Source organism: Ulvibacter sp. 2305UL32-6, from assembly GCF_058148545.1.
In genome coordinates, this window is the sequence record NZ_JBYVKA010000004.1 from 1 (window position 1) to 18,106 (window position 18,106).

Annotated in this window: 18 protein-coding genes and 1 pseudogene; 4 read left to right on the plus strand and 15 right to left on the minus strand. The window is 38.7% G+C overall.

The window, feature by feature from the left end:
* Positions 1–430 precede the first annotated feature (430 nt).
* From ACY2RU_RS12765 to ACY2RU_RS12835, 15 genes and pseudogenes are all read right to left on the minus strand, one after another.
* Positions 431–652: a DUF6095 family protein gene (locus tag ACY2RU_RS12765; RefSeq protein WP_490138858.1), complete on the minus strand. Its 222-nt coding sequence runs from the start codon at positions 650–652 to the stop codon at positions 431–433.
* Complete coding sequence (murQ, locus tag ACY2RU_RS12770) at positions 645–1,460, minus strand: N-acetylmuramic acid 6-phosphate etherase (protein ID WP_490138859.1); 816 nt, start codon at positions 1,458–1,460, stop codon at positions 645–647. Before murQ ends, ACY2RU_RS12765 begins: the two co-directional genes overlap by 8 nt.
* Positions 1,461–1,476: 16 nt before the next feature.
* Entirely contained in the window at positions 1,477–2,280 is an 804-nt protein-coding gene (locus ACY2RU_RS12775) for a DUF4249 domain-containing protein (protein ID WP_490138860.1), read from the minus strand.
* Positions 2,281–2,283: 3 nt separating this feature from the next.
* Positions 2,284–4,653, minus strand: coding sequence for a TonB-dependent receptor (locus tag ACY2RU_RS12780; protein WP_490138861.1), 2,370 nt, complete (start codon positions 4,651–4,653; stop codon positions 2,284–2,286).
* A 43-nt stretch (positions 4,654–4,696) separates the two neighbouring features.
* Positions 4,697–6,925: an NADP-dependent isocitrate dehydrogenase gene (locus tag ACY2RU_RS12785; RefSeq protein ID WP_490138862.1), complete on the minus strand. Its 2,229-nt coding sequence runs from the start codon at positions 6,923–6,925 to the stop codon at positions 4,697–4,699.
* A 640-nt stretch (positions 6,926–7,565) separates the two neighbouring features.
* Entirely contained in the window at positions 7,566–7,916 is a 351-nt protein-coding gene (gene rplS, locus ACY2RU_RS12790) for a 50S ribosomal protein L19 (protein ID WP_490138863.1), read from the minus strand.
* A 189-nt stretch (positions 7,917–8,105) separates the two neighbouring features.
* Positions 8,106–8,570: pseudogene (locus ACY2RU_RS12795) on the minus strand (DUF885 domain-containing protein); the annotation flags it as partial.
* 10 nt (positions 8,571–8,580) lie between these two features.
* Positions 8,581–9,030 carry a GNAT family N-acetyltransferase gene (locus ACY2RU_RS12800; protein ID WP_490138864.1) on the minus strand — a complete coding sequence of 150 codons (450 nt, stop codon included), beginning with the start codon at positions 9,028–9,030 and terminating at the stop codon, positions 8,581–8,583.
* Positions 9,031–9,063: 33 nt separating this feature from the next.
* On the minus strand, positions 9,064–9,942 hold the full coding sequence (locus ACY2RU_RS12805; protein WP_490138865.1) for an RluA family pseudouridine synthase: 879 nt from the start codon (positions 9,940–9,942) through the stop codon (positions 9,064–9,066).
* Positions 9,943–9,965: 23 nt separating this feature from the next.
* The gene (locus ACY2RU_RS12810; protein WP_490138866.1) at positions 9,966–10,289 is read right to left on the minus strand and encodes a hypothetical protein; all 324 of its coding nucleotides are present in this window, start codon (positions 10,287–10,289) and stop codon (positions 9,966–9,968) included.
* A 13-nt stretch (positions 10,290–10,302) separates the two neighbouring features.
* On the minus strand, positions 10,303–10,977 hold the full coding sequence (gene trmD / locus ACY2RU_RS12815; protein ID WP_490138867.1) for a tRNA (guanosine(37)-N1)-methyltransferase TrmD: 675 nt from the start codon (positions 10,975–10,977) through the stop codon (positions 10,303–10,305).
* A 3-nt stretch (positions 10,978–10,980) separates the two neighbouring features.
* Positions 10,981–11,475: a tetratricopeptide repeat protein gene (locus ACY2RU_RS12820; RefSeq protein WP_490138868.1), complete on the minus strand. Its 495-nt coding sequence runs from the start codon at positions 11,473–11,475 to the stop codon at positions 10,981–10,983.
* A gap of 43 nt (positions 11,476–11,518) precedes the next feature.
* Positions 11,519–11,959: a GNAT family N-acetyltransferase gene (locus ACY2RU_RS12825; protein WP_490138869.1), complete on the minus strand. Its 441-nt coding sequence runs from the start codon at positions 11,957–11,959 to the stop codon at positions 11,519–11,521.
* A 183-nt stretch (positions 11,960–12,142) separates the two neighbouring features.
* Complete coding sequence (locus tag ACY2RU_RS12830) at positions 12,143–13,399, minus strand: DUF748 domain-containing protein (RefSeq protein ID WP_490138870.1); 1,257 nt, start codon at positions 13,397–13,399, stop codon at positions 12,143–12,145.
* Positions 13,400–13,528: 129 nt separating this feature from the next.
* A complete protein-coding gene (locus ACY2RU_RS12835) occupies positions 13,529–14,977 on the minus strand; it encodes a glyceraldehyde-3-phosphate dehydrogenase (protein WP_490138871.1) in 1,449 nt (482 codons plus the stop codon).
* 248 nt (positions 14,978–15,225) lie between these two features.
* Between ACY2RU_RS12835 and ACY2RU_RS12840 the strand changes: the two genes are divergently transcribed.
* From ACY2RU_RS12840 to ACY2RU_RS12855, 4 genes are read left to right on the plus strand one after another with little or no spacing between them, the layout of a single operon-like run.
* A complete protein-coding gene (locus tag ACY2RU_RS12840; protein WP_490138872.1) occupies positions 15,226–15,549 on the plus strand; it encodes a hypothetical protein in 324 nt (107 codons plus the stop codon).
* Between the two features lie 20 nt (positions 15,550–15,569).
* The gene (locus ACY2RU_RS12845) at positions 15,570–15,995 is read left to right on the plus strand and encodes a hypothetical protein (protein WP_490138873.1); all 426 of its coding nucleotides are present in this window, start codon (positions 15,570–15,572) and stop codon (positions 15,993–15,995) included.
* Between the two features lie 21 nt (positions 15,996–16,016).
* Entirely contained in the window at positions 16,017–16,559 is a 543-nt protein-coding gene (locus ACY2RU_RS12850; protein ID WP_490138874.1) for an RNA polymerase sigma factor, read from the plus strand.
* A complete protein-coding gene (locus tag ACY2RU_RS12855; protein ID WP_490138875.1) occupies positions 16,549–18,090 on the plus strand; it encodes a porin family protein in 1,542 nt (513 codons plus the stop codon). Before ACY2RU_RS12850 ends, ACY2RU_RS12855 begins: the two co-directional genes overlap by 11 nt.
* Positions 18,091–18,106 lie beyond the last annotated feature (16 nt).

The following is an 18,106-nucleotide window of genomic DNA, read 5'->3' on the forward strand; positions in this document are numbered from 1 at the left end:
ACTAATAGCTACTCTCACACGAGTAAAGTGGCAGCAAAACCGACCGAATTTGTACGCTACTGCGCGTAAATGAGAGCGGTTTTGCTGTTTTGTATTATCTCAAGCCGACTTTTATAAGACCCTACCAATTGATAGGCCACATCTTTTTTTTAAATCAACTAATAGCTAGTCTCACACGAGTGAGGTGGCAGCAAAACCGACCGAATTTGTACGCTACTGCACGTAAATGAGAGCGGTTTTGCTGTTTTGTCATTTGTTTGCGAGGTCTATCCCTAAGATAGGTTGCACCATGTTTATTTTTTTTTAATTATGTACAATGTAGCAGCCCAAGCCCCGCAACAGCGATGGCAGTGGCATCCCCCCAAGTCCCTTGGGGGATATAACGTACAGCGCGGTAAGTACGCAACGCGGACTTAGTTGCCCAAAAAACTTAAAATATAGATTTCATAACCGTACTTATACCTTTAAATACGAGGTATACGGCTAGGATTCCAAGAATGATACCTATGCTAAAAAAGATATAAAATACATAGGTTTCTTTGTTTAAAAAAGAGAGGGTAAGCACATATGGACTTAGAAATAGTAGCGGGAGTGATAGTGCTAGTTTTTTAAGGCCTTGAACGAGTAGTTTTTGATCAGTATGTTTACTCATGAGGATAGGCATTTATTGCGGCGCGAACGCTACCGTGTTTTTTTAGTAAAAATACGGCTTCATCTTCCTTAATCTCTAGGGCTTCCATGATCATGCGCGTTCCGCGGTCTACTAGTTTATTATTGCTCAATTGCATGTCTACCATTTTGTTTCCTTTAACCTTCCCCAATTGGATCATGGCTGAAGTAGAGATCATATTAAGAACGAGTTTTTGTGCTGTTCCCGCTTTCATTCTTGAACTTCCGGTTACAAATTCGGGGCCAACGACCACCACGATCGGGTATTTGGCAGTGCGGGCTAACGGACTGGCTTCATTGCATGTGATACAAGCTGTGATAATACCCAGCGCATTACACTTTTCTAAGGCGCCGATAACATAGGGTGTTGTACCTGAGGCTGCGATTCCGATAACAATATCATTAATACCTATTTGATGATCCTTTAGATCTATCCATCCTTGTTCAGTAGAATCTTCAGCGAATTCTACGGCTTTACGAATAGCATCATCACCTCCAGCGATAAGGCCAACAACTAATCCGTGGTCTACTCCAAAGGTTGGTGGGCATTCACTGGCATCAACAACACCAAGCCGCCCACTAGTTCCGGCTCCCAAATAGAATACTCGTCCGCCTTGCTTTAATGCTTTTACAACCTGTAATGTTGCAGCTTCAATTTGTGGAATTGCTTTTTCAACCGCATATGGAACAGTTTTGTCTTCGGAATTAATGTTTTGAAGTAATTCGGCGATAGACATCTGTTCTAGATTGTCAAAATTTGAGTCCGATTCTGTAGTTTTGGTAAAAGTCATACGTTAAAGATACAATTTACTGTACAGTATATTCTAGACTGTATTCTTCGGAAATACGGAAATAGCCTAGCGGGAAGTTATCGGGGTCGTCTTGATTTACGATATTTCCACGTACGGTGGCGGGTTGTGTTTGAAAAGGTCCGCCGCCTTGATCTGAACCTTGCTGTAATAGTACGAGCATAAAATTATAGAATTGTTTGTCTACGCCGTATTGTTTGAAGAGAAATTCATCTCCAGGCTCTATATCCTCATTGGTGTAAAAAGCAAAAATTTGATTTCCGTCGAAGAACTCATCTGATGTGGTATCGCGATCGTCATCGTTCTGCTCACTCAATACTTCAATAAAATAATAATTATCTACACCTGCGGGATCTGTAAAATATATTTTTAGTTCAATATCTTCACCAGAGAACCCTCCATCATCTTTTTGCTCAACGAAATCGAAAGGTACGCTTGAAACCAATCTTTGCGTTGCGCTATAGGTGTCGCCTTGATAGATAACTTCCAAGGTATAATCTGTATCTGGTTGCGGTATCAGATCGCTTGTGTATATACCATTCGTGGTAAAAATAAAAGGAAAAGGAGTGCCGTCTTCGGCAATAACAGTTACCTGAGCATCGTCTACAGATGGAATAACATTGTCAAAAAAACCAGTGGTTGTGGAAAGCTTTACAATAGCACTTGCACTACCATCTTCTAGAACATTTAAACTTGCGTCAATGACAAGCCTTGGAGCGCTTTCATTGAGATCAACGTCAATTACGTCTTCGCATGAGACAAGCAGTCCAAAACAAACAAGGAGTAGGAGTAGTTTTTTCATGGCTTAAAATTTAAAATTATAGGTAACAGCGGGTATTATTCCGAAGATAGAAAGACGGACCGCTTCATTTTGGTTGGTATCAGAATTTTCACGGAATGAAATTGACGCTGCGTTTTTACGATTGTACACATTGTAGAGGCTAAATACCCATTCACCGGTCCATCGTTTTTCTTTTTTCTTGGTTGGAGTAAGTGTTGCGGAAATATCTAAACGATGAAAATGTTGTAGTCGGCTGCTATTTCTTGCTTCGTATACCGGAACTGTGATGTCATTATACACATATTGACCAGTTGGATAGGTGGTGGGTTGCCCTGTTTGGTAGATTAAATTAGCACCAAAGGACCATTTTTTGCTCCATTCATATTGCGCAGTTATCGAAATATCGTGTGTTTTATCCCAAGGCGAATTGTACCATTCTCCATTGTTTATACCAATCTCTTCGGAAGTTCGTCCTGGCGTGCGCTGCTCGCTTTTGGATAGCGTATAGGCGATCCAACCTTGAAGCTTTCCGTCAGTCTTTCGCAATAAGGCTTCCATTCCGTAGGCTCGCGCTTCACCGGAAAGTAAAATTTGCTCTACGGCATCATTGGCGATTAGATCGGCATCATCTACATAGTCGAGACGATTTTGAACTGTTTTGTAAAATCCTTCTACTTCAAGCGCATAGTTGTCAAACTTTTTAAAATATCCAGCCGCCACTTGATCACCAATCTGGGGATCTATATATTTTCCGCTAGGGGCGTAGATATCGAAAGGAGTAGGCGAAGTTGTATTACTGATAAGATGCACATATTGGGTCATTCTATTGTAACTGGCTTTCAGGGAAGATGTTTCGTTTAGTTGGTAGGAAACTCCAAGACGCGGTTCTAGATTAGCAAAAGACTTAATGGTTTCACTGCGATCAAAGGATTCGGTACCAATGGGATCAGCTTTTTGATAGATATCTAAATCTTCATCATACAAAATAGGATTATTATCGGCATAGATATTTAATTCGTCTTGCCCTAAACGATTGAAGGTAGAGAGTCTTAATCCTGCTTGAACATTCAGTTTGTTTGAAACTTTAATCTCTGCTTCTGCATATACCGCATTTTCAAATGCATATTTATCGATCAGTTTAAACGGGTTTATTCCTGAAGTGGCCGTTGTTGGTGTAATATCTCCTGGGTTGAATTTGTAGTAGATACTATTCAAACCATATTTTAATTCAATATTGTTAGAAATATAGTTTGTAAAATCATATTTCAAGTTAAAATTACGAATGCCACTATCGAATTGAAATTCCACAAACTTGAGTTCGAGTCCGTAATAGTAGTCTGAATAGATCACCGACAGATTACTAAAAAGTTTGTCGGTGAACAAGTGATTCCAGCGTAGATTAACCGTAGTATTTCCGAAGGTATTCGAAAAACTATCGGCTATATTAAAAACATCTCTTCCGAAGTAACCCGACAGAAACAAACGGTTGTTTTCGTTTATGTTATAGCTAATCTTTGTATTGAGGTCATAAAAGTAGGCAACATTATCATTGTCAAATAGCGGTAAAAATAAATGCGCATAGCTACTTCTTCCGCCAACCAGGAATGATGCTTTCTCTTTTTTGATAGGGCCTTCTAAAAGCAACCTACTCGCAACGAGTCCGATACCTCCACTGGCTTTAAATTGTTTGGTATTTCCATCTTTTTGGTAAATATCTAATACAGATGAAATTCGGCCACCGTAGCGTGCTGGGATTCCTCCTTTATAAACAGTAAGATCCTTTATAGCATCTGGATTGAAAACCGAAAAGAAACCGAAAAGGTGTGAAGAATTATAGAGTGTTGCCTCATCTAGTAAGATCAAGTTTTGGTCTGCAGCACCGCCACGAACGTTAAAGCCACTGGCACCTTCACCGGCACTAGTAATTCCAGGGAGAAGCGTAATGGCCTTAATAACATCTACTTCACCTAGAACCACAGGTATTTTTTTGATCGTACTCGATTTGAGTGTGTTAACACTCATTTGTGGCTTTTTGATATTTAAGTTTTCAACATCAGCTTTGATCACAATTTCGTTGAGCTCCTCAGAATCTGTTAGCAACGACAAATTCTGTGTGATATTGCTACTCAAGTTGATATTGAGTTTTTGTGTTTGAAACCCAATACTACTATAAAATACTTCATATTCACCCAATGGCAAGGTAATCGAGTAAAATCCGTATTCATTGGTTATGGCTCCTATCTGTAAAGTAGGAATTAGCACGTTTACACCAATAAGGGTTTCCCCTGTTTCTTCTTCGGAAACCGTTCCACTTAAGGTGTATTTTTCTTGCGCCAACAAGGTCTGGCTTCCGAAGAGAGTCAGAATAACAAAGGCAAAATAGATGTATTTCATAGCAATAAAAAAAGCCTTCCATTTCCGAAGGCTTTCTGTTTAATTATTTTATCTCTGCAATAATATCGTTAAAAGTCTTACTAGGTCGCATATAGTTTGAGACGACTGAATCTGTAGGCGAATAATAGCCTTCCATATCAACTGGTTTGCCCTGTACTTCATTCAGCTCTTGAACGATTTGAGTTTCACTAGCTTTTAGTTTTGCGGCAATAGGGGCAAAACGCTGTTGTAAAGTTGTATCCTTTGTTTGATTTGCAATGGCTTCGGCCCAATACATCGTTAGATAGAAATGGCTACCTCGGTTATCGAGTTCTTTTACTTTTCTCGATGGTCCTTTTTTATTTTCCAATAGTTTTTCGGTTGCATCGTCTAAGGCTTCCGAAAGCACAATAGCTTTTGGATTATTATAAGTTGATCCAAGGTGCTCTAAAGAAACCGCTAGGGCTAAAAATTCACCTAATGAATCCCAACGTAAGTGATTTTCCTTTAAAAACTGTTGAACGTGCTTGGGAGCAGAACCTCCAGCACCAGTTTCAAATAATCCTCCGCCGTTCATTAGCGGTACAATAGATAACATTTTGGCGCTGGTTCCTAATTCGAGGATAGGAAAAAGATCGGTAAGGAAATCGCGAAGCACATTTCCAGTTACAGAAATAGTGTCTTCTCCTCTTCTTACGCGATCAAGCGTGTATTCTGTAGCTTTTTCTGGTGACATAATCTTAATTTCCAAGCCGCTGATATCGTGGTCTTTTAAGTAAAGGTTCACTTTTTTGATAAGTTCTATATCATGTGAACGATCTTCATCTAACCAAAAGATAGTTGGCCATCCTGTTGCTCTAGCGCGATTAACGGCCAATTTTACCCAGTCTTGAATAGGTAGGTCTTTTACTTGGCACATACGCCAAATATCACCAGCTTCCACAGTATGGGTCAATAGGGAAGTACCTTTGGCATCGATCACATGAACGGTACCATCAGTTTTTATTTCAAAAGTTTTATCGTGCGAGCCGTATTCTTCGGCCTTTTGAGCCATAAGTCCAACGTTAGGAACCGTCCCCATAGTTGTTGGATCAAAGGCACCGTGTTTTTTGCAAAAATTGATCGTAGCTTCATAAATTGAGGCATAACTACTATCTGGGATCACTGCCTTGGTATCTTGTTGTTTTCCGGCTGCATTCCACATTTGCCCTGAAGTTCGGATCATGGCAGGCATGGAAGCATCTATAATAACATCACTAGGTACGTGTAAGTTTGTGATTCCATGGTCGCTATCTACCATAGCAACGTCAGCATTTTTTTCGAAGATCAGAGCAATGTCTTGAAGAATTGTTGTTTTTTCTTCGGAAGTTAACTCGTCTAATTTACCAATAAGGTCGCCAAAACCATTATTGACGTCGACACCAATTTTTTCAAATACTTCTCCGTGCTTTTCAAACAGTTCAGCAAAGTAAACCCGTACGGCATGTCCAAAAATGATTGGGTCACTAACTTTCATCATCGTTGCTTTCATGTGCAATGAGAAAAGGACGCCTAGTTCTTTTGCTTCCTTAATTTGTTCTTTCAAAAACGCTAATAAAGCTCTTTTGCTCATTATAGAAGCGTCAATGATCTCTCCTTTTAGTACGGGAAGTGATTCTTTTAATACTGTTTTATTTCCTTGCGTATCTATATGAACAACCTGTAATGATCCAGCCTCAGCTAGGGTAAGTGATTTTTCAGTATGTCTAAAATCGCCATGACTCATGGTTGAAACATGTGTTTTTGAGTCTGGACTCCAGGCTCCCATGCGATGCGGATTCTTTTTGGCGTAATTTTTTACGGCTTTTGGAGCACGTCGATCACTATTTCCTTCGCGAAGTACTGGATTTACTGCGCTTCCTTTAATTTTATCGTATTTTGTTTGAATTGCCTTTTCCTTTTCATTTTCAGGCTCATCAGGGTAGCTTGGAATAGGATATCCCTTAGCTTGTAATTCGGCAATAGCTGCGATTAATTGTGGAATAGAGGCACTGATATTTGGAAGCTTAATGATATTTGCTTCGGGTTTTTTTGCCAGTTCACCAAGTTCTGTAAGCGCATCATTTACTTGCTGTTCTTTTGTAAGATACTCGGGGAAATTAGCCAAAATCCTACTTGCCAATGAGATATCTCGAGTTTCGACCTCAATATGTGAGGGAGCAGTAAATGCTTGAATAATTGGAAGCAAAGAATGTGTTGCTAATGCAGGTGCTTCATCTGTTTTTGTATAAATGATCTTGGCTGTTTTTGTCATGTGTTTAGGTAGATTTTATGAAGAAATGCTTGTAGTTGCGAAGATAAAGAATTGTACAACCACTTAAAAGCTGCCAAAAGAATATATTTGATAAACACAGCAAATAAAATGATAAAAGCCATAACACTGTATTGCTACATTGTTATGGCTTCTTGTGAAACATATCGTTACCGAACGATTTTCAAAATCTAAAGCAAGTTTTTTATTTCCTCGCGATCGTGATATATTTCAACAGGTGTTGCTTTTTCAAACTAGAAGCATAATAAATTATGCAGGGTTTTAAAAAACAAACCTATACTTTGTTTTCTCTAGGAATGACAAATCTGAAAGACCTGTAAACCGTTAAAACAACAAAACAAAGCTGATAAAATTCGTGACGTTATCTGTTTTGAGTTACCACGACAAATATTCTAAGAATACCTGACATATATAATAATTCTAAAACGTATGACAACGAACGTGATTTCAACATCGCAAAACGTTTTACCGTTTATTGATACTCAAATATAATACAGGATTTTGAATTAACAAGGGTTTGTAGGTGTTTAGTTTTTAACCTGTTATGAACTTAGGTTGTTAACAATTGTTCATAAAAAAAGCGCTTGATAAACAAGCGCTTTTTATTGATAGTGTAAAGATCCTAGTGTCTTTTTTCTTTGATTCTGGCTTTCTTACCAGTAAGACCTCTAAAGTAGTAAATACGTTTTCTACGTACGCTACCCTTTTTATTAACTTCAATCTTTTGAAGTGCTGGTAAATTTACTGGGAAAATACGCTCAACACCTACAGTACCAGACATCTTTCTGATTGTAAACGTTTGTGTTAATCCTGTTCCTTTTACCTGAATAACAACACCTCTAAAGAACTGTGTTCTGGTTTTTTCTCCTTCGCGAATTTCGTAGTACACAGTGATCGTATCACCGGCGCCAAATTCTGGGAATTCTTTTGTGGTTACAAATTCGTTTTGAACAAATTTAATTAACTCTTCCATTGTAATGAATTGATAAAGTTATAGTTAAACCAACATTCGCGGACCTCGCCAGAGGTTGATTTAAATCGATTGCAAAAATAGTGAAATTCTACAATGACACAAGATATATTTGTTTTTTTATTTGTTAGGTGTCTGGCCTTCGCTAATGCTATAAATGGGCAAGTGGATATTTGAAAGTTTAAGGAACAACTACTTCTGAGCCGTTATCCAACGATCAATTTTATCCTCCAATAAGGCTAACGGTACACAACCCGTCTCTAAAACCTGATTGTGAAATTCTGCGACTTCAAATTTTGAACCCAAGGCAGCCTCTGCCTTTGCCCGAAGTTCTCTAATTTTTAGTTGACCAATTTTATATGATAATGCCGGTCCAGGATTTGCCATATAACGTTCTATTTCAGAAATAATACCTGCCTCACTTTCAGCTTCGTTTTCCAAACAATACTGAATCGCTTCTTCACGCGTCCAAGCTTTTGTATGCATTCCTGTGTCAACCACCAATCGAACCGCACGATGCATCTCAGCACCTAACATACCAAAATATTGATACGGATCTGTGTATAAACCTAGCTCTTCCCCTAAAGATTCGCTGTAGAGTGCCCAGCCTTCACCATAACCACTATACCAAAGCGTCTTTCTAAATTCTGGTAGTTCGGTAGTAAAACTACAGCTTTTTTAAGAAGCAGCGACTTGCCTCCACTCCTTGATATTGTCCGTAGTTTTCGGTTCTTTTAAAACCGTGTTTGGTGTAAAGTGCAATGGCTTCCGGCATTCTAAATCCGGTTTCTAAGATCATGTTGCTAAAGCCTTCTTCACGAACCCACGCTTCCAACTCCTTGAGTACTGCAGTTGCAATACCTTTTCCGCGGGCCTCTTCCGAAGTATACATTCTTTTTATTTCTGTAGTATCATCCGAAAAAGCTTTGAATGCTCCACATCCTAGAGGTTTATTGTTGCTATATGCAACTACAACGTGTTTAATAGTATCGATCTTGTTGTATTGGTTGAAGAAAGCGTGCTCATCACCATCGCGTATTTTTAGATCTGCATCCAAGCGATGTACAAGCGCTTGAAAATCTGAATTGTCTGAGTTTGTTCGAAGTAGCCGTATCATTCCGAAGAAATTAAACTCAAATATACTATAAAATCAACCAACGATTTCAGGAAACAGTTTTAGAAATTTTTTGGGCATGGGCGAATTTACTTGAATGACTTGTTCCGTAATTGGATGTGTAAATTTTAGCGAATAGGCGTGCAGATAGAGTCCGCTGCCACCTCCAACCGTTTCTTTAGTTCCGTAAGTTGCATCTCCCAATATGGGCGTGTTTTGTGAAGATAAATGAATTCGGAGTTGGTGTTTTCTTCCTGTAAAAGGCGTTAACTCAAGTAAGCTAAGGCGTTGGTATTTTCTAGATTCCTTAAAACTGCGACATTTAAAATAGGTTTTAGATCCTTTATTGTCAATGGTGGTTTCAATGTAGCCTTCTTTCTTCGGGAGCCCCACAGTTACGGCAAAATATCGTTTTTCAATTTGTTTAAATTCAAACATTTTATTTAAACGACGCACCGCATCCATCGTTTTTCCTATAAGAAGACAGCCACTAGTTGGATAGTCTAAGCGATGAATAGGCTCAGGACGTATTAATGCATCAGGGAGTAGGCTTTTGGTAAGATTGGTTCCTAAGGCATTCTCAACAGTCACTCGCTTATTGCCGCTTACTAGTATTCCAGCAGGTTTGTGTATGATGGCTAAATAGTCGTCCTCATACAGCACATTTAATTCAAGATCTATGGTTGGTTTTTTCTTCGGAAGTGGGATTTGTTGGATCTCGATCTCTTCGCCACCCGAGACATAATCTGCAGTATGCGCAAGAGTGCCATTTAATAATACGTAACCCGCTTTTAGTGCTTTTTTAAAAGCTTTTCGTGATCGAATGGTAACAAATGTGCCTGCTGGTAGATCAGACAATCGCGTCTGTTCTGGAAGTGGGGGTACCGTATATTTTTCCACAGACCGAGCTTCCATAGGTTATGATTTGAGGGTGTTATCTAGACAAGCGGCTTTTTAACGTGATGCATAGCAAACATGAGGAGTGCTCCAGCAAATGTTATTGATGACAGGCCGCCTAAAATGGATAGAATCATGCCATATTCATAATCTCCTCCTAACGACCCAATGAGGTAATAAAATAGGGTAGTACTTAGGGATAAAATAATAGACGCCAGACTTGCTACAACCATAATTGTAGTATAGATGTTTTTTCTTTTAGATGCTAGAGATAAGCTTGCAATAAATAAGATAACGCCAGCGATAAAAAATAGAAAAGTAGAAAAATAATTAAGAATACTGTAGATATCGGTCATTGTTTCCATGCTTATGATTTTTTTATTTCAGTAAATCAGGTCTACGCGCTTCTGTATGTTTTTGTGCTTCTTCTTCACGCCATTTTTCAATCTTTGCTGCATGTCCGCTTAATAATACTTCAGGAACACTCCAGCCTTTGTATTCTGCAGGGCGGGTATAAATGGGAGGCGCTAACAGATCGTCTTGAAAGGAATCTGTTAAAGCACTCGTTTCATTTCCTAAGACCCCTGGAATTAATCGAATCACGGCATCACAAACAATGGCGGCAGCGAGTTCACCTCCGCTTAACACAAAATCACCCACCGAAATTTCTTTCGTAATAAAGTGATCCCGAACTCGTTGATCCACTCCTTTATAGTGTCCACAAAGGATGATGATGTTCTCCTTTAGGGAAAGCGTATTTGCTATGCCTTGATTAAGCGTTTCGCCATCTGGCGTCATATAGATCACTTCATCATAATCACGTTGCGATTTGAGTTGTGAAATGCATTTATCGATAGGTTCTATCATCATTACCATACCCGCACCACCACCAAACTGATAGTCATCAATTTGATTATAACTATTTGTTGAAAAATCACGAAGGTTGTGCATATGAACTTCCACGAGACCTTTTTCAATGGCTCGTTTTAAGATAGAGGCTTCAAACGGACTCTTTAAAAGTTCGGGTAAAACGGTAATGATATCTATACGCATAGGCTATGCAAAATCTTTTTTAGCGCGACATCTTTCTATGGAAGCTTTGGCACGATCCATGACATTTTTGTCTAAGGTTCCCAGACCTGCTTTTTTATAGTATTCGATGGCTTGGTCAAATTGACCTTGCTGCTCATACATAATACCGTATTCATTGTAAATAGTTGACTTGGTTGTGCCTGGAATGGTGAGGGCCTTATCTAATAATTCTTTAAGCTCATCATACTTTCCGAGGGTAGAAAGTAACACCCCGTAGTTATAATAAACCGCAGGATACATAGGCGATTTCTCTAGGCAAAGTTTATAGAGAGTCTCTCCTTTTTCGTATTCTTTGAACTTAACTTCATACAAATACCCCAGGTGGTTATAGGCTTTCCCGAAGTTCGGGTCGATGTCTAAGATCTTTTCTAAAATATTAGAAGCGACTTCGTATTTTCCATTTTTGATTTCGAGGTTTGCTTGATCAAGCATTTCCTCTAGCTTGGTAAGATGATCCATAATTGTACTGTTTAAAACGTAAAAGTACGAGAAATCAAGGAGATTATGCTTCCCAAGTAAAATGAAATACTTCGGTGTCTTTTACCCAGCCTAAACGTTCGTATAATTTTTGCGCAGGATTATCAGCATCTGTTTCCAGTGTGAGTCCACGTGCATTCTGTGATTTGGCAAATATTTTTGCATGTTCCATGATTGCTTCGGCAACGCCTTTATTGCGGTGTTCTTCGGAAACAAATAGATCGTTTAAAATATAGGTTCGTTGCATGGCTACGGAAGAAAAACTGGGATAAAGTTGGGTGAAGCCCATCCCATTTCCGAAGTCATCTACAGCCAAAAAGATCACTGAATCATTCTTCTGAAACCGATCGCTAAGAAAAGCCTTTGCAGCCTCAATACTTGAAGGTTGCTTATAAAATACGCGATAGCCATTAAATAGTGGAGCGAGTTGGTCGAGGTTTGCTAGGGTGGCGGTTAGAATTTTCATCCGTTAAAGATAAATCTTTTGGCGGCATGCTAACAATTACAAACTACAATTCCCGTCGATAATATCTTGTCTAGATTAATTTTATGCGCTAGTACTCATATATATGTAACCCTCAACTTCTGAACATTAAATAATGTTTGCATTTTTCGCGAACATATCATTTTTTCATGAAGCGCATAAAAATTAATTAGTTTCGTTTTCTTTCGCCGCCTTAATTGAATCATTTTTCTCCTCATCTTCATCGCCATCAAATAATCGTTTAAAGAAACCATCAGTGCTGTCTGCTTCTCGTTCGGCACGGCGCTGTTCTCTACGTTTTTTACGAAGTTCTTGTTTTTCTTCTTTGGTCAAATTTGGATCGTTAAAAGCATCTTCGAAGTCAATATCATCATCAACTTCGCCTTTAAAAGCACTGATCCAAGCATTTTCAAAAATATTGAATACCGTGGGCCAAACACCAGCGTCAACATTGTTGAGGTCGCCTTCAATAGGAACACGGGTTGCCAAGGTATTTGTGCCTTGGTTTTTCAGAATAAATTTAAAGAAACCTACAAAGCCTTCCCATAAAACACCTAAAAAGCCATCTTCTTTGCTGATGAGCTTGGTGTCTTTAAGTAGGGGTTTCATATAACCTTTTAAATAGCCGTCGGCTATCGCGATCTCACTATATAAGCCCATTTTGCCCTCTTTAAAGTCGATACCAGCATAATGACGTGTAAACGGATTGATAGCGGTGACATCAGCATCTTCCAGTGAAAAGTTGAGGTTCATATCTGGAATCTCCTTAATAATATTGACCGCGCCATCTAGTTTTACGGCCCCATTACCAATCGAAACCCCTGTAGCTGTCACAGGAGAGGGGAGAATACGTTCTTTTTCAACTACATTGCGGAGGTTATCTGCGGTTAATTCGATCTGAGCGATCTGCAAATCAATATTTGGATCACTTTCTAATTGTACAAAAGCGAACTTTCCGTCATGGACGGTAAAATTGTTAATTTCCAGTGGGACTAGGTCGGTTAAGGCTTTGGTCCAATCGTCTATATCGGCTTCACCTTCGGCGGGTGTTGATTTTTGATCTTCCAATATATAGATCACTTCGGGGCTGGTCATGATAATTTCGGCAACAATTTCACCTTTAAAGAGGGATTTCCATTCAATAGAGATGTCATTCTTTGGAAATTTTAAAAAAGAGATCTGCGTTTCTGCATCCACTTTGTTGAGATACATGCCTTCAATAACGTAGGCGCCACGGTAGAGTGCCATGTCGATGTCTTCCACCTGACCATAATAGCCAGGAATGTCTGCTAACACTTCATTTACGTAGTTTTTAACCCAGTAGGGCAAATAAATACGTGCAATGATGAGAAGGCCTAAAATAATAAGAGGGACCGTATATCGTTTCTTTTTGTAGGCTTTTCTTTTCGTTTTTGACGTCATATTAAATCTTTCCGTTTTCACAAATTTCACGGAAAGGCTTTAAAATCACGGTTAATAAACTCACAAAAAAAAGGTTCAACCTGTTGATTGAACCTTTCATTATTTTTTTCCGAAGAAATTTCAGAAATACTAGTAATACGTATAACGTCTTACGTTTGCAATATATTTAGCCAAACGAATTACTTGATGGCTGTAACCATATTCGTTGTCATACCAAACATATAATACGCAACTCTTTCCGTCTTTAGTAACAATGGTTGCGTTGCTATCAAAGATAGAAGGTGCCGAAGAACCTACAATATCACTTGATACCAATTCGTTGTTTAAGCTATATTGGATCTGCTCCACCAAGTCGCCTTCTAAGGCATACTTTTTAAGTGTTGAATTCAGTGCATCCTTAGAAGTAGCTGTTTCCAACTCTAAATTTAAGATTGCCAATGAACCGTTTGGTACGGGTACACGAATCGCGTTTGACGTTAATTTTCCTTCAAAAGAAGGTAACGCCTTTGAAACCGCACTACCTGCACCAGTTTCGGTAATCACCATGTTTAAGGCTGCGGCACGTCCACGACGATATTTACTGTGCATATTATCTACCAAGTTTTGATCATTGGTATATGCGTGAATAGTTTCTAAATGACCGTGATTTACACCAAACGAATCTTCCATCGCCTTTAAAACTGGCGTGATCGCGTTTGTTGTACAAGAGGCAGCAGAAAAGATATCAACCTTTTTCGGATCGTATTCTTTATGATTAACTCCGTGAACGATATTTGGCACACCTTTTCCTGGAGCAGTAAGTAATACTTTACTGGCACCTTTGGCAGTTAAGTGACGACTTAAAGCTTCCTTATCGCGGAAAGCCCCTGTGTTGTCAATAATTAGGGCATCATTGATACCATAAGCTGTATAGTCGATATCTTCCGGAGCGTTTGCTGAAATGATATGTACGGTCGTACCATTTATGATAAGAGCTTTGTTTTCTAGATCTACCCGAACGGTACCAGGGAAGTCACCATGTACTGAATCATATTGAAGTAACGAGGCTCTTTTTTCTAAAACTGTTTGATCTATGGCACCACGGGTTACAATGGCTCGTAAGCGCATTTGATTTCCTTTTCCTGTACGTGTCATTAGCTCACGTGCCAACAATCTACCAATTCTTCCGAAGCCATATAAAACAACATCTTTAGGTGTGATGTCTTTAGATTCTTTGGCATCTCCAAGTTTATCACTTACAAAAGCAACGGCATCTGGATACTGATTGTCTTCAAGGTGATATTCGTAGGTTAATTTACCAATATCTAGTTTTGCTGGCGGAAGGTCTAAAGTCTTGATTGCTTGCGCAATTTCAACCGAATCAAAAATAGAAATAGGCTTTTGTACAAATTCACCTGCATATTCGTGAAGATTTAGGATCTCACTAACATTGCGATCAATTAGTTGGTTTCTAAAGAGTACCAATTCAATAGATTTATCATACCATAAATCACTTACAATATTGATAAATTCTACAGTGGCCTTGCGGCGGTCGGTTTGAAAAGACAGTTCTTTTGCATAAACGTCATCAAAACTCATAGTTATGTGGTTTTTAGGTTCCTACATGGGTAAGAACGGGGTTTAAAATTTGCTGCAAAAGTAGTTATTTCTGTGGTTTCGGTAAAGCATAATTGTAAAAATAAAGTACGAAGAAAAAAACCTATACAAGATGCTAGTAACAGCCGTTCATTAGCGCGTTTTTTCTTCCGAAGGAAAATTTATACGTAGCTTGTACGCAACCTTTTTCGTTTTAGCTGTCATACTTATGAAGACAAAAAGGAATTGCTATGAAAAAATTAAAATTATTAATATTTTGTTTTATTGGTTTGAGCTTTTCGTTCTGCGGAAATGATGATGATGGGGCTATTACCTATGAATCTCAAGGGACTATTTTGGGACTGGATGTTGCGCAGTGTGGTTGTTGTGGAAACTGGCTTTTGACAATTGGAGATGACTTACGTATACGACAGTTTCAAACCTTACCCGAAAATTCAGATATTGATCTAAACACGGTAGAATTCCCTCTAGCGGTTCGTTTTAACTGGTCTGAGGCCAATGGCGATTGTATTGACCATGTTACAATCGAAGCAATAGCCGTTTTAATTGATTAATAAACTTTAAAAATAGTATTATGAAACAGCTTTTATTAATTAGTATCGCACTAGTATTGTTAGGATGTAAAAGTGATGATGACACCGCCAATGAAATAACGCTTGATTCATCATGGACGCTAATTTCCTATACGCCAAGCCCTATTCTTCCACATACAATAACGTATGAACCCGGACAGATTATTTGGAAATTTGATACGCAGGCAAATACCATTAATGTTGTTCTTAATACGGGTGGTGATATATTATTAGAACCTGGAACATATAATTATGAGCTTATTGATAATTCGTGTAATTATAACGATAACAAGTATATTCAGATCGTGGACGGGCAACGACTTGGGGTTTTGATCTTGGATGATCTGCAAGATGGTGAGATCACTATTTCTGAAGCATGTGTTGATGGATTTATAGCCGTTTTTGAGCAAATTTCTACTGAAATATAACGTATTAACAAGACTGCCTATTTGGAGATAACTACCCTCATCGCAAAATGCAAGGAAGACGATCGAAGTGCACAAGGACTTTTATATGATACATATAAAGTCAAATTGTTCGCGCTCTGTCTCAAATATTGCAGAAATTACGATGAAGCCGAAGATATTTTACAAGAGAGTTTTATAGCCATCTTTACAAAGATCCATCAGTATCACGGTCAAGGGAGTTTTGAAGGATGGATGACTCGCATTACCATCAATAACGCCATCAATAAGTATAAAAAACACATTTATACCAAGCCTATTGAGGATACATATATCACAGAGCCCATCATTGAGATCGAACAGCCAAAACATACATTAAATGAAATTCTTGAGCTGGTTCAAGCACTGCCAGATCAGTATCGTTTGGTTTTTAGTTTGTATGAATTAGACAATTTTTCACACAAAGAAATTGCGAAGCTACTTGGCATCGCAGAAACTACCTCTAAATCGAATCTACACCGAGCAAAACAACTCTTAAAGAAAAGGCTTTTGGAAAAAGAAAAAATACTGACGAGCTATGGCAGATAAAGAAGAAATAGGGAAAGTCTTTAAAGATCGGCTAGATGCTTTACAGACGGCTCCAAGCGATGGGGTTTGGACTAATATCACTGACGCGTTAGACAAACGAAAGAAGAAAAAACGAGGTATGATCATTCCACTTTGGGGAAAAGTGGCTGGCGTGGCTGCAGGTTTGAGTCTGCTGCTGTTTTTAGGCTCGATATATTTTGATGATTCCTTCGGAAATGATACCGATGTTCAAATTGTGGATGTAACAAAGGACACGATCCCTAAAGTTAATTCAGAGCGAGTTACGAAAGCTGAGGCACAAGAATTATTGCAGGATAATCAACAAATTTTAAGGGCGGAAGAAGTGGTGCAAGAGCCAGAAGATCTTCCGAAGAAAGAAAGAGAGATTGTTGTTGAGAAAGCAGCACAGCGCAAGAATGATTTGCCTAAAAAGACATTTAAAAAAAACAATCGTGTTCCAACTTCGTCGGAAGTGGCTGCGGAAATAGATCAGCAAAAAGCACCAAGTTCAAACAATCTGTTAAAGACTGAGCTTGAAGTTTTAAAAATTGACACTACGAGTAGCGTGGCTTCAGAAATGTCGAAGAATTTTAAGAATAAAACAAATAACAAGATCATAGTAAAACAGCCGGATTCTGTTTTCTTCGGAAAAAGGGAAACGCGTGTTACAGATTCCGATCAAAAAAATGATGCCAACAAAATTCTAATGGAAAAGAACATTTTACTTCCGAAGGATAGTGTAGAGACTGTAATAGCCGAGGCAAAGAAAAAAACAGACCTATTGGAGGTATTGTCAGAAAAAAACAAAGGTGTCGACACTACTATTACAGAAAATAAAAATAGAAGTCGGTGGGCAGTAACAACCCAATTAGCGCCGGTTTTCTACGGAAGTTTTGAAGATGGATCTTCTCTAGACCCTGCTTTTTCTTCAAACACGAGAACGTCTGAGGCAAATGTAAGTTATGGTGTAAAGATTGCCTATACAGTGACTGATAGGTTACAGTTGCGTAGTGGTTTTGGCAAAACAAATGTAAGTTATACTACAGAAAATGTACGGATTCAGGATGCTACAGATGCTTTAGGTTTTTTAGATTTTGACGGGTTTGATGTACTAGGGAGTGGAAGTGGAGATGGTTTGGGTATTCCGCAAGAGATTGATCCAAATGCCCCAGCTATTGAGCTCACGCAAGAAATTGGTTATTTTGAGATCCCATTAGAAGTTTCATTTGCCATTGTAGATTCAAAATTGGGTGTACATTTAGTTGGCGGTGTTAGTGCACTTATCTTAGGATCGCAAGTAATTAACAGAACTCAGGATGATATTACCACTCCTTTTGGTAGTTCAAATAATCTAAACAAGCTAACGATGAGCGGCACCTTTGGGTTAGGTGCTCATTATGACTTCAGCAAAGCGTTTCAGTTTAATCTAGAGCCTGTACTGAAAGTGCCATTTAATAGCTACACTAATAACAGCAGTACCTTTAGGCCTTATATCTTTGGAATCTATACAGGATTGAGTTATAAGTTTTAGACGCAAAAAAGCCCGT

Excerpts from the sequence above, each read along its gene's own strand:
- ACY2RU_RS12845 (WP_490138873.1), top strand. The coding sequence starts at position 15,570 with ATGAAACAGCTTTTATTAATTAGTATCGCACTAGTATTGTTAGGATGT.
- ACY2RU_RS12810 (WP_490138866.1), bottom strand. The coding sequence starts at position 10,289 with ATGGAAACAATGACCGATATCTACAGTATTCTTAATTATTTTTCTACT.
- ACY2RU_RS12855 (WP_490138875.1), top strand. The coding sequence starts at position 16,549 with ATGGCAGATAAAGAAGAAATAGGGAAAGTCTTTAAAGATCGGCTAGAT.
- ACY2RU_RS12765 (WP_490138858.1), bottom strand. The coding sequence starts at position 652 with ATGAGTAAACATACTGATCAAAAACTACTCGTTCAAGGCCTTAAAAAA.
- ACY2RU_RS12805 (WP_490138865.1), bottom strand. The coding sequence starts at position 9,942 with ATGGAAGCTCGGTCTGTGGAAAAATATACGGTACCCCCACTTCCAGAA.
- ACY2RU_RS12800 (WP_490138864.1), bottom strand. The coding sequence starts at position 9,030 with ATGATACGGCTACTTCGAACAAACTCAGACAATTCAGATTTTCAAGCG.
- ACY2RU_RS12840 (WP_490138872.1), top strand. The coding sequence starts at position 15,226 with ATGAAAAAATTAAAATTATTAATATTTTGTTTTATTGGTTTGAGCTTT.
- trmD (WP_490138867.1), bottom strand. The coding sequence starts at position 10,977 with ATGCGTATAGATATCATTACCGTTTTACCCGAACTTTTAAAGAGTCCG.
- murQ (WP_490138859.1), bottom strand. The coding sequence starts at position 1,460 with ATGACTTTTACCAAAACTACAGAATCGGACTCAAATTTTGACAATCTA.
- ACY2RU_RS12830 (WP_490138870.1), bottom strand. The coding sequence starts at position 13,399 with ATGACGTCAAAAACGAAAAGAAAAGCCTACAAAAAGAAACGATATACG.
- ACY2RU_RS12820 (WP_490138868.1), bottom strand. The coding sequence starts at position 11,475 with ATGGATCATCTTACCAAGCTAGAGGAAATGCTTGATCAAGCAAACCTC.
- ACY2RU_RS12825 (WP_490138869.1), bottom strand. The coding sequence starts at position 11,959 with ATGAAAATTCTAACCGCCACCCTAGCAAACCTCGACCAACTCGCTCCA.
- ACY2RU_RS12780 (WP_490138861.1), bottom strand. The coding sequence starts at position 4,653 with ATGAAATACATCTATTTTGCCTTTGTTATTCTGACTCTCTTCGGAAGC.
- ACY2RU_RS12835 (WP_490138871.1), bottom strand. The coding sequence starts at position 14,977 with ATGAGTTTTGATGACGTTTATGCAAAAGAACTGTCTTTTCAAACCGAC.
- rplS (WP_490138863.1), bottom strand. The coding sequence starts at position 7,916 with ATGGAAGAGTTAATTAAATTTGTTCAAAACGAATTTGTAACCACAAAA.
- ACY2RU_RS12785 (WP_490138862.1), bottom strand. The coding sequence starts at position 6,925 with ATGACAAAAACAGCCAAGATCATTTATACAAAAACAGATGAAGCACCT.
- ACY2RU_RS12775 (WP_490138860.1), bottom strand. The coding sequence starts at position 2,280 with ATGAAAAAACTACTCCTACTCCTTGTTTGTTTTGGACTGCTTGTCTCA.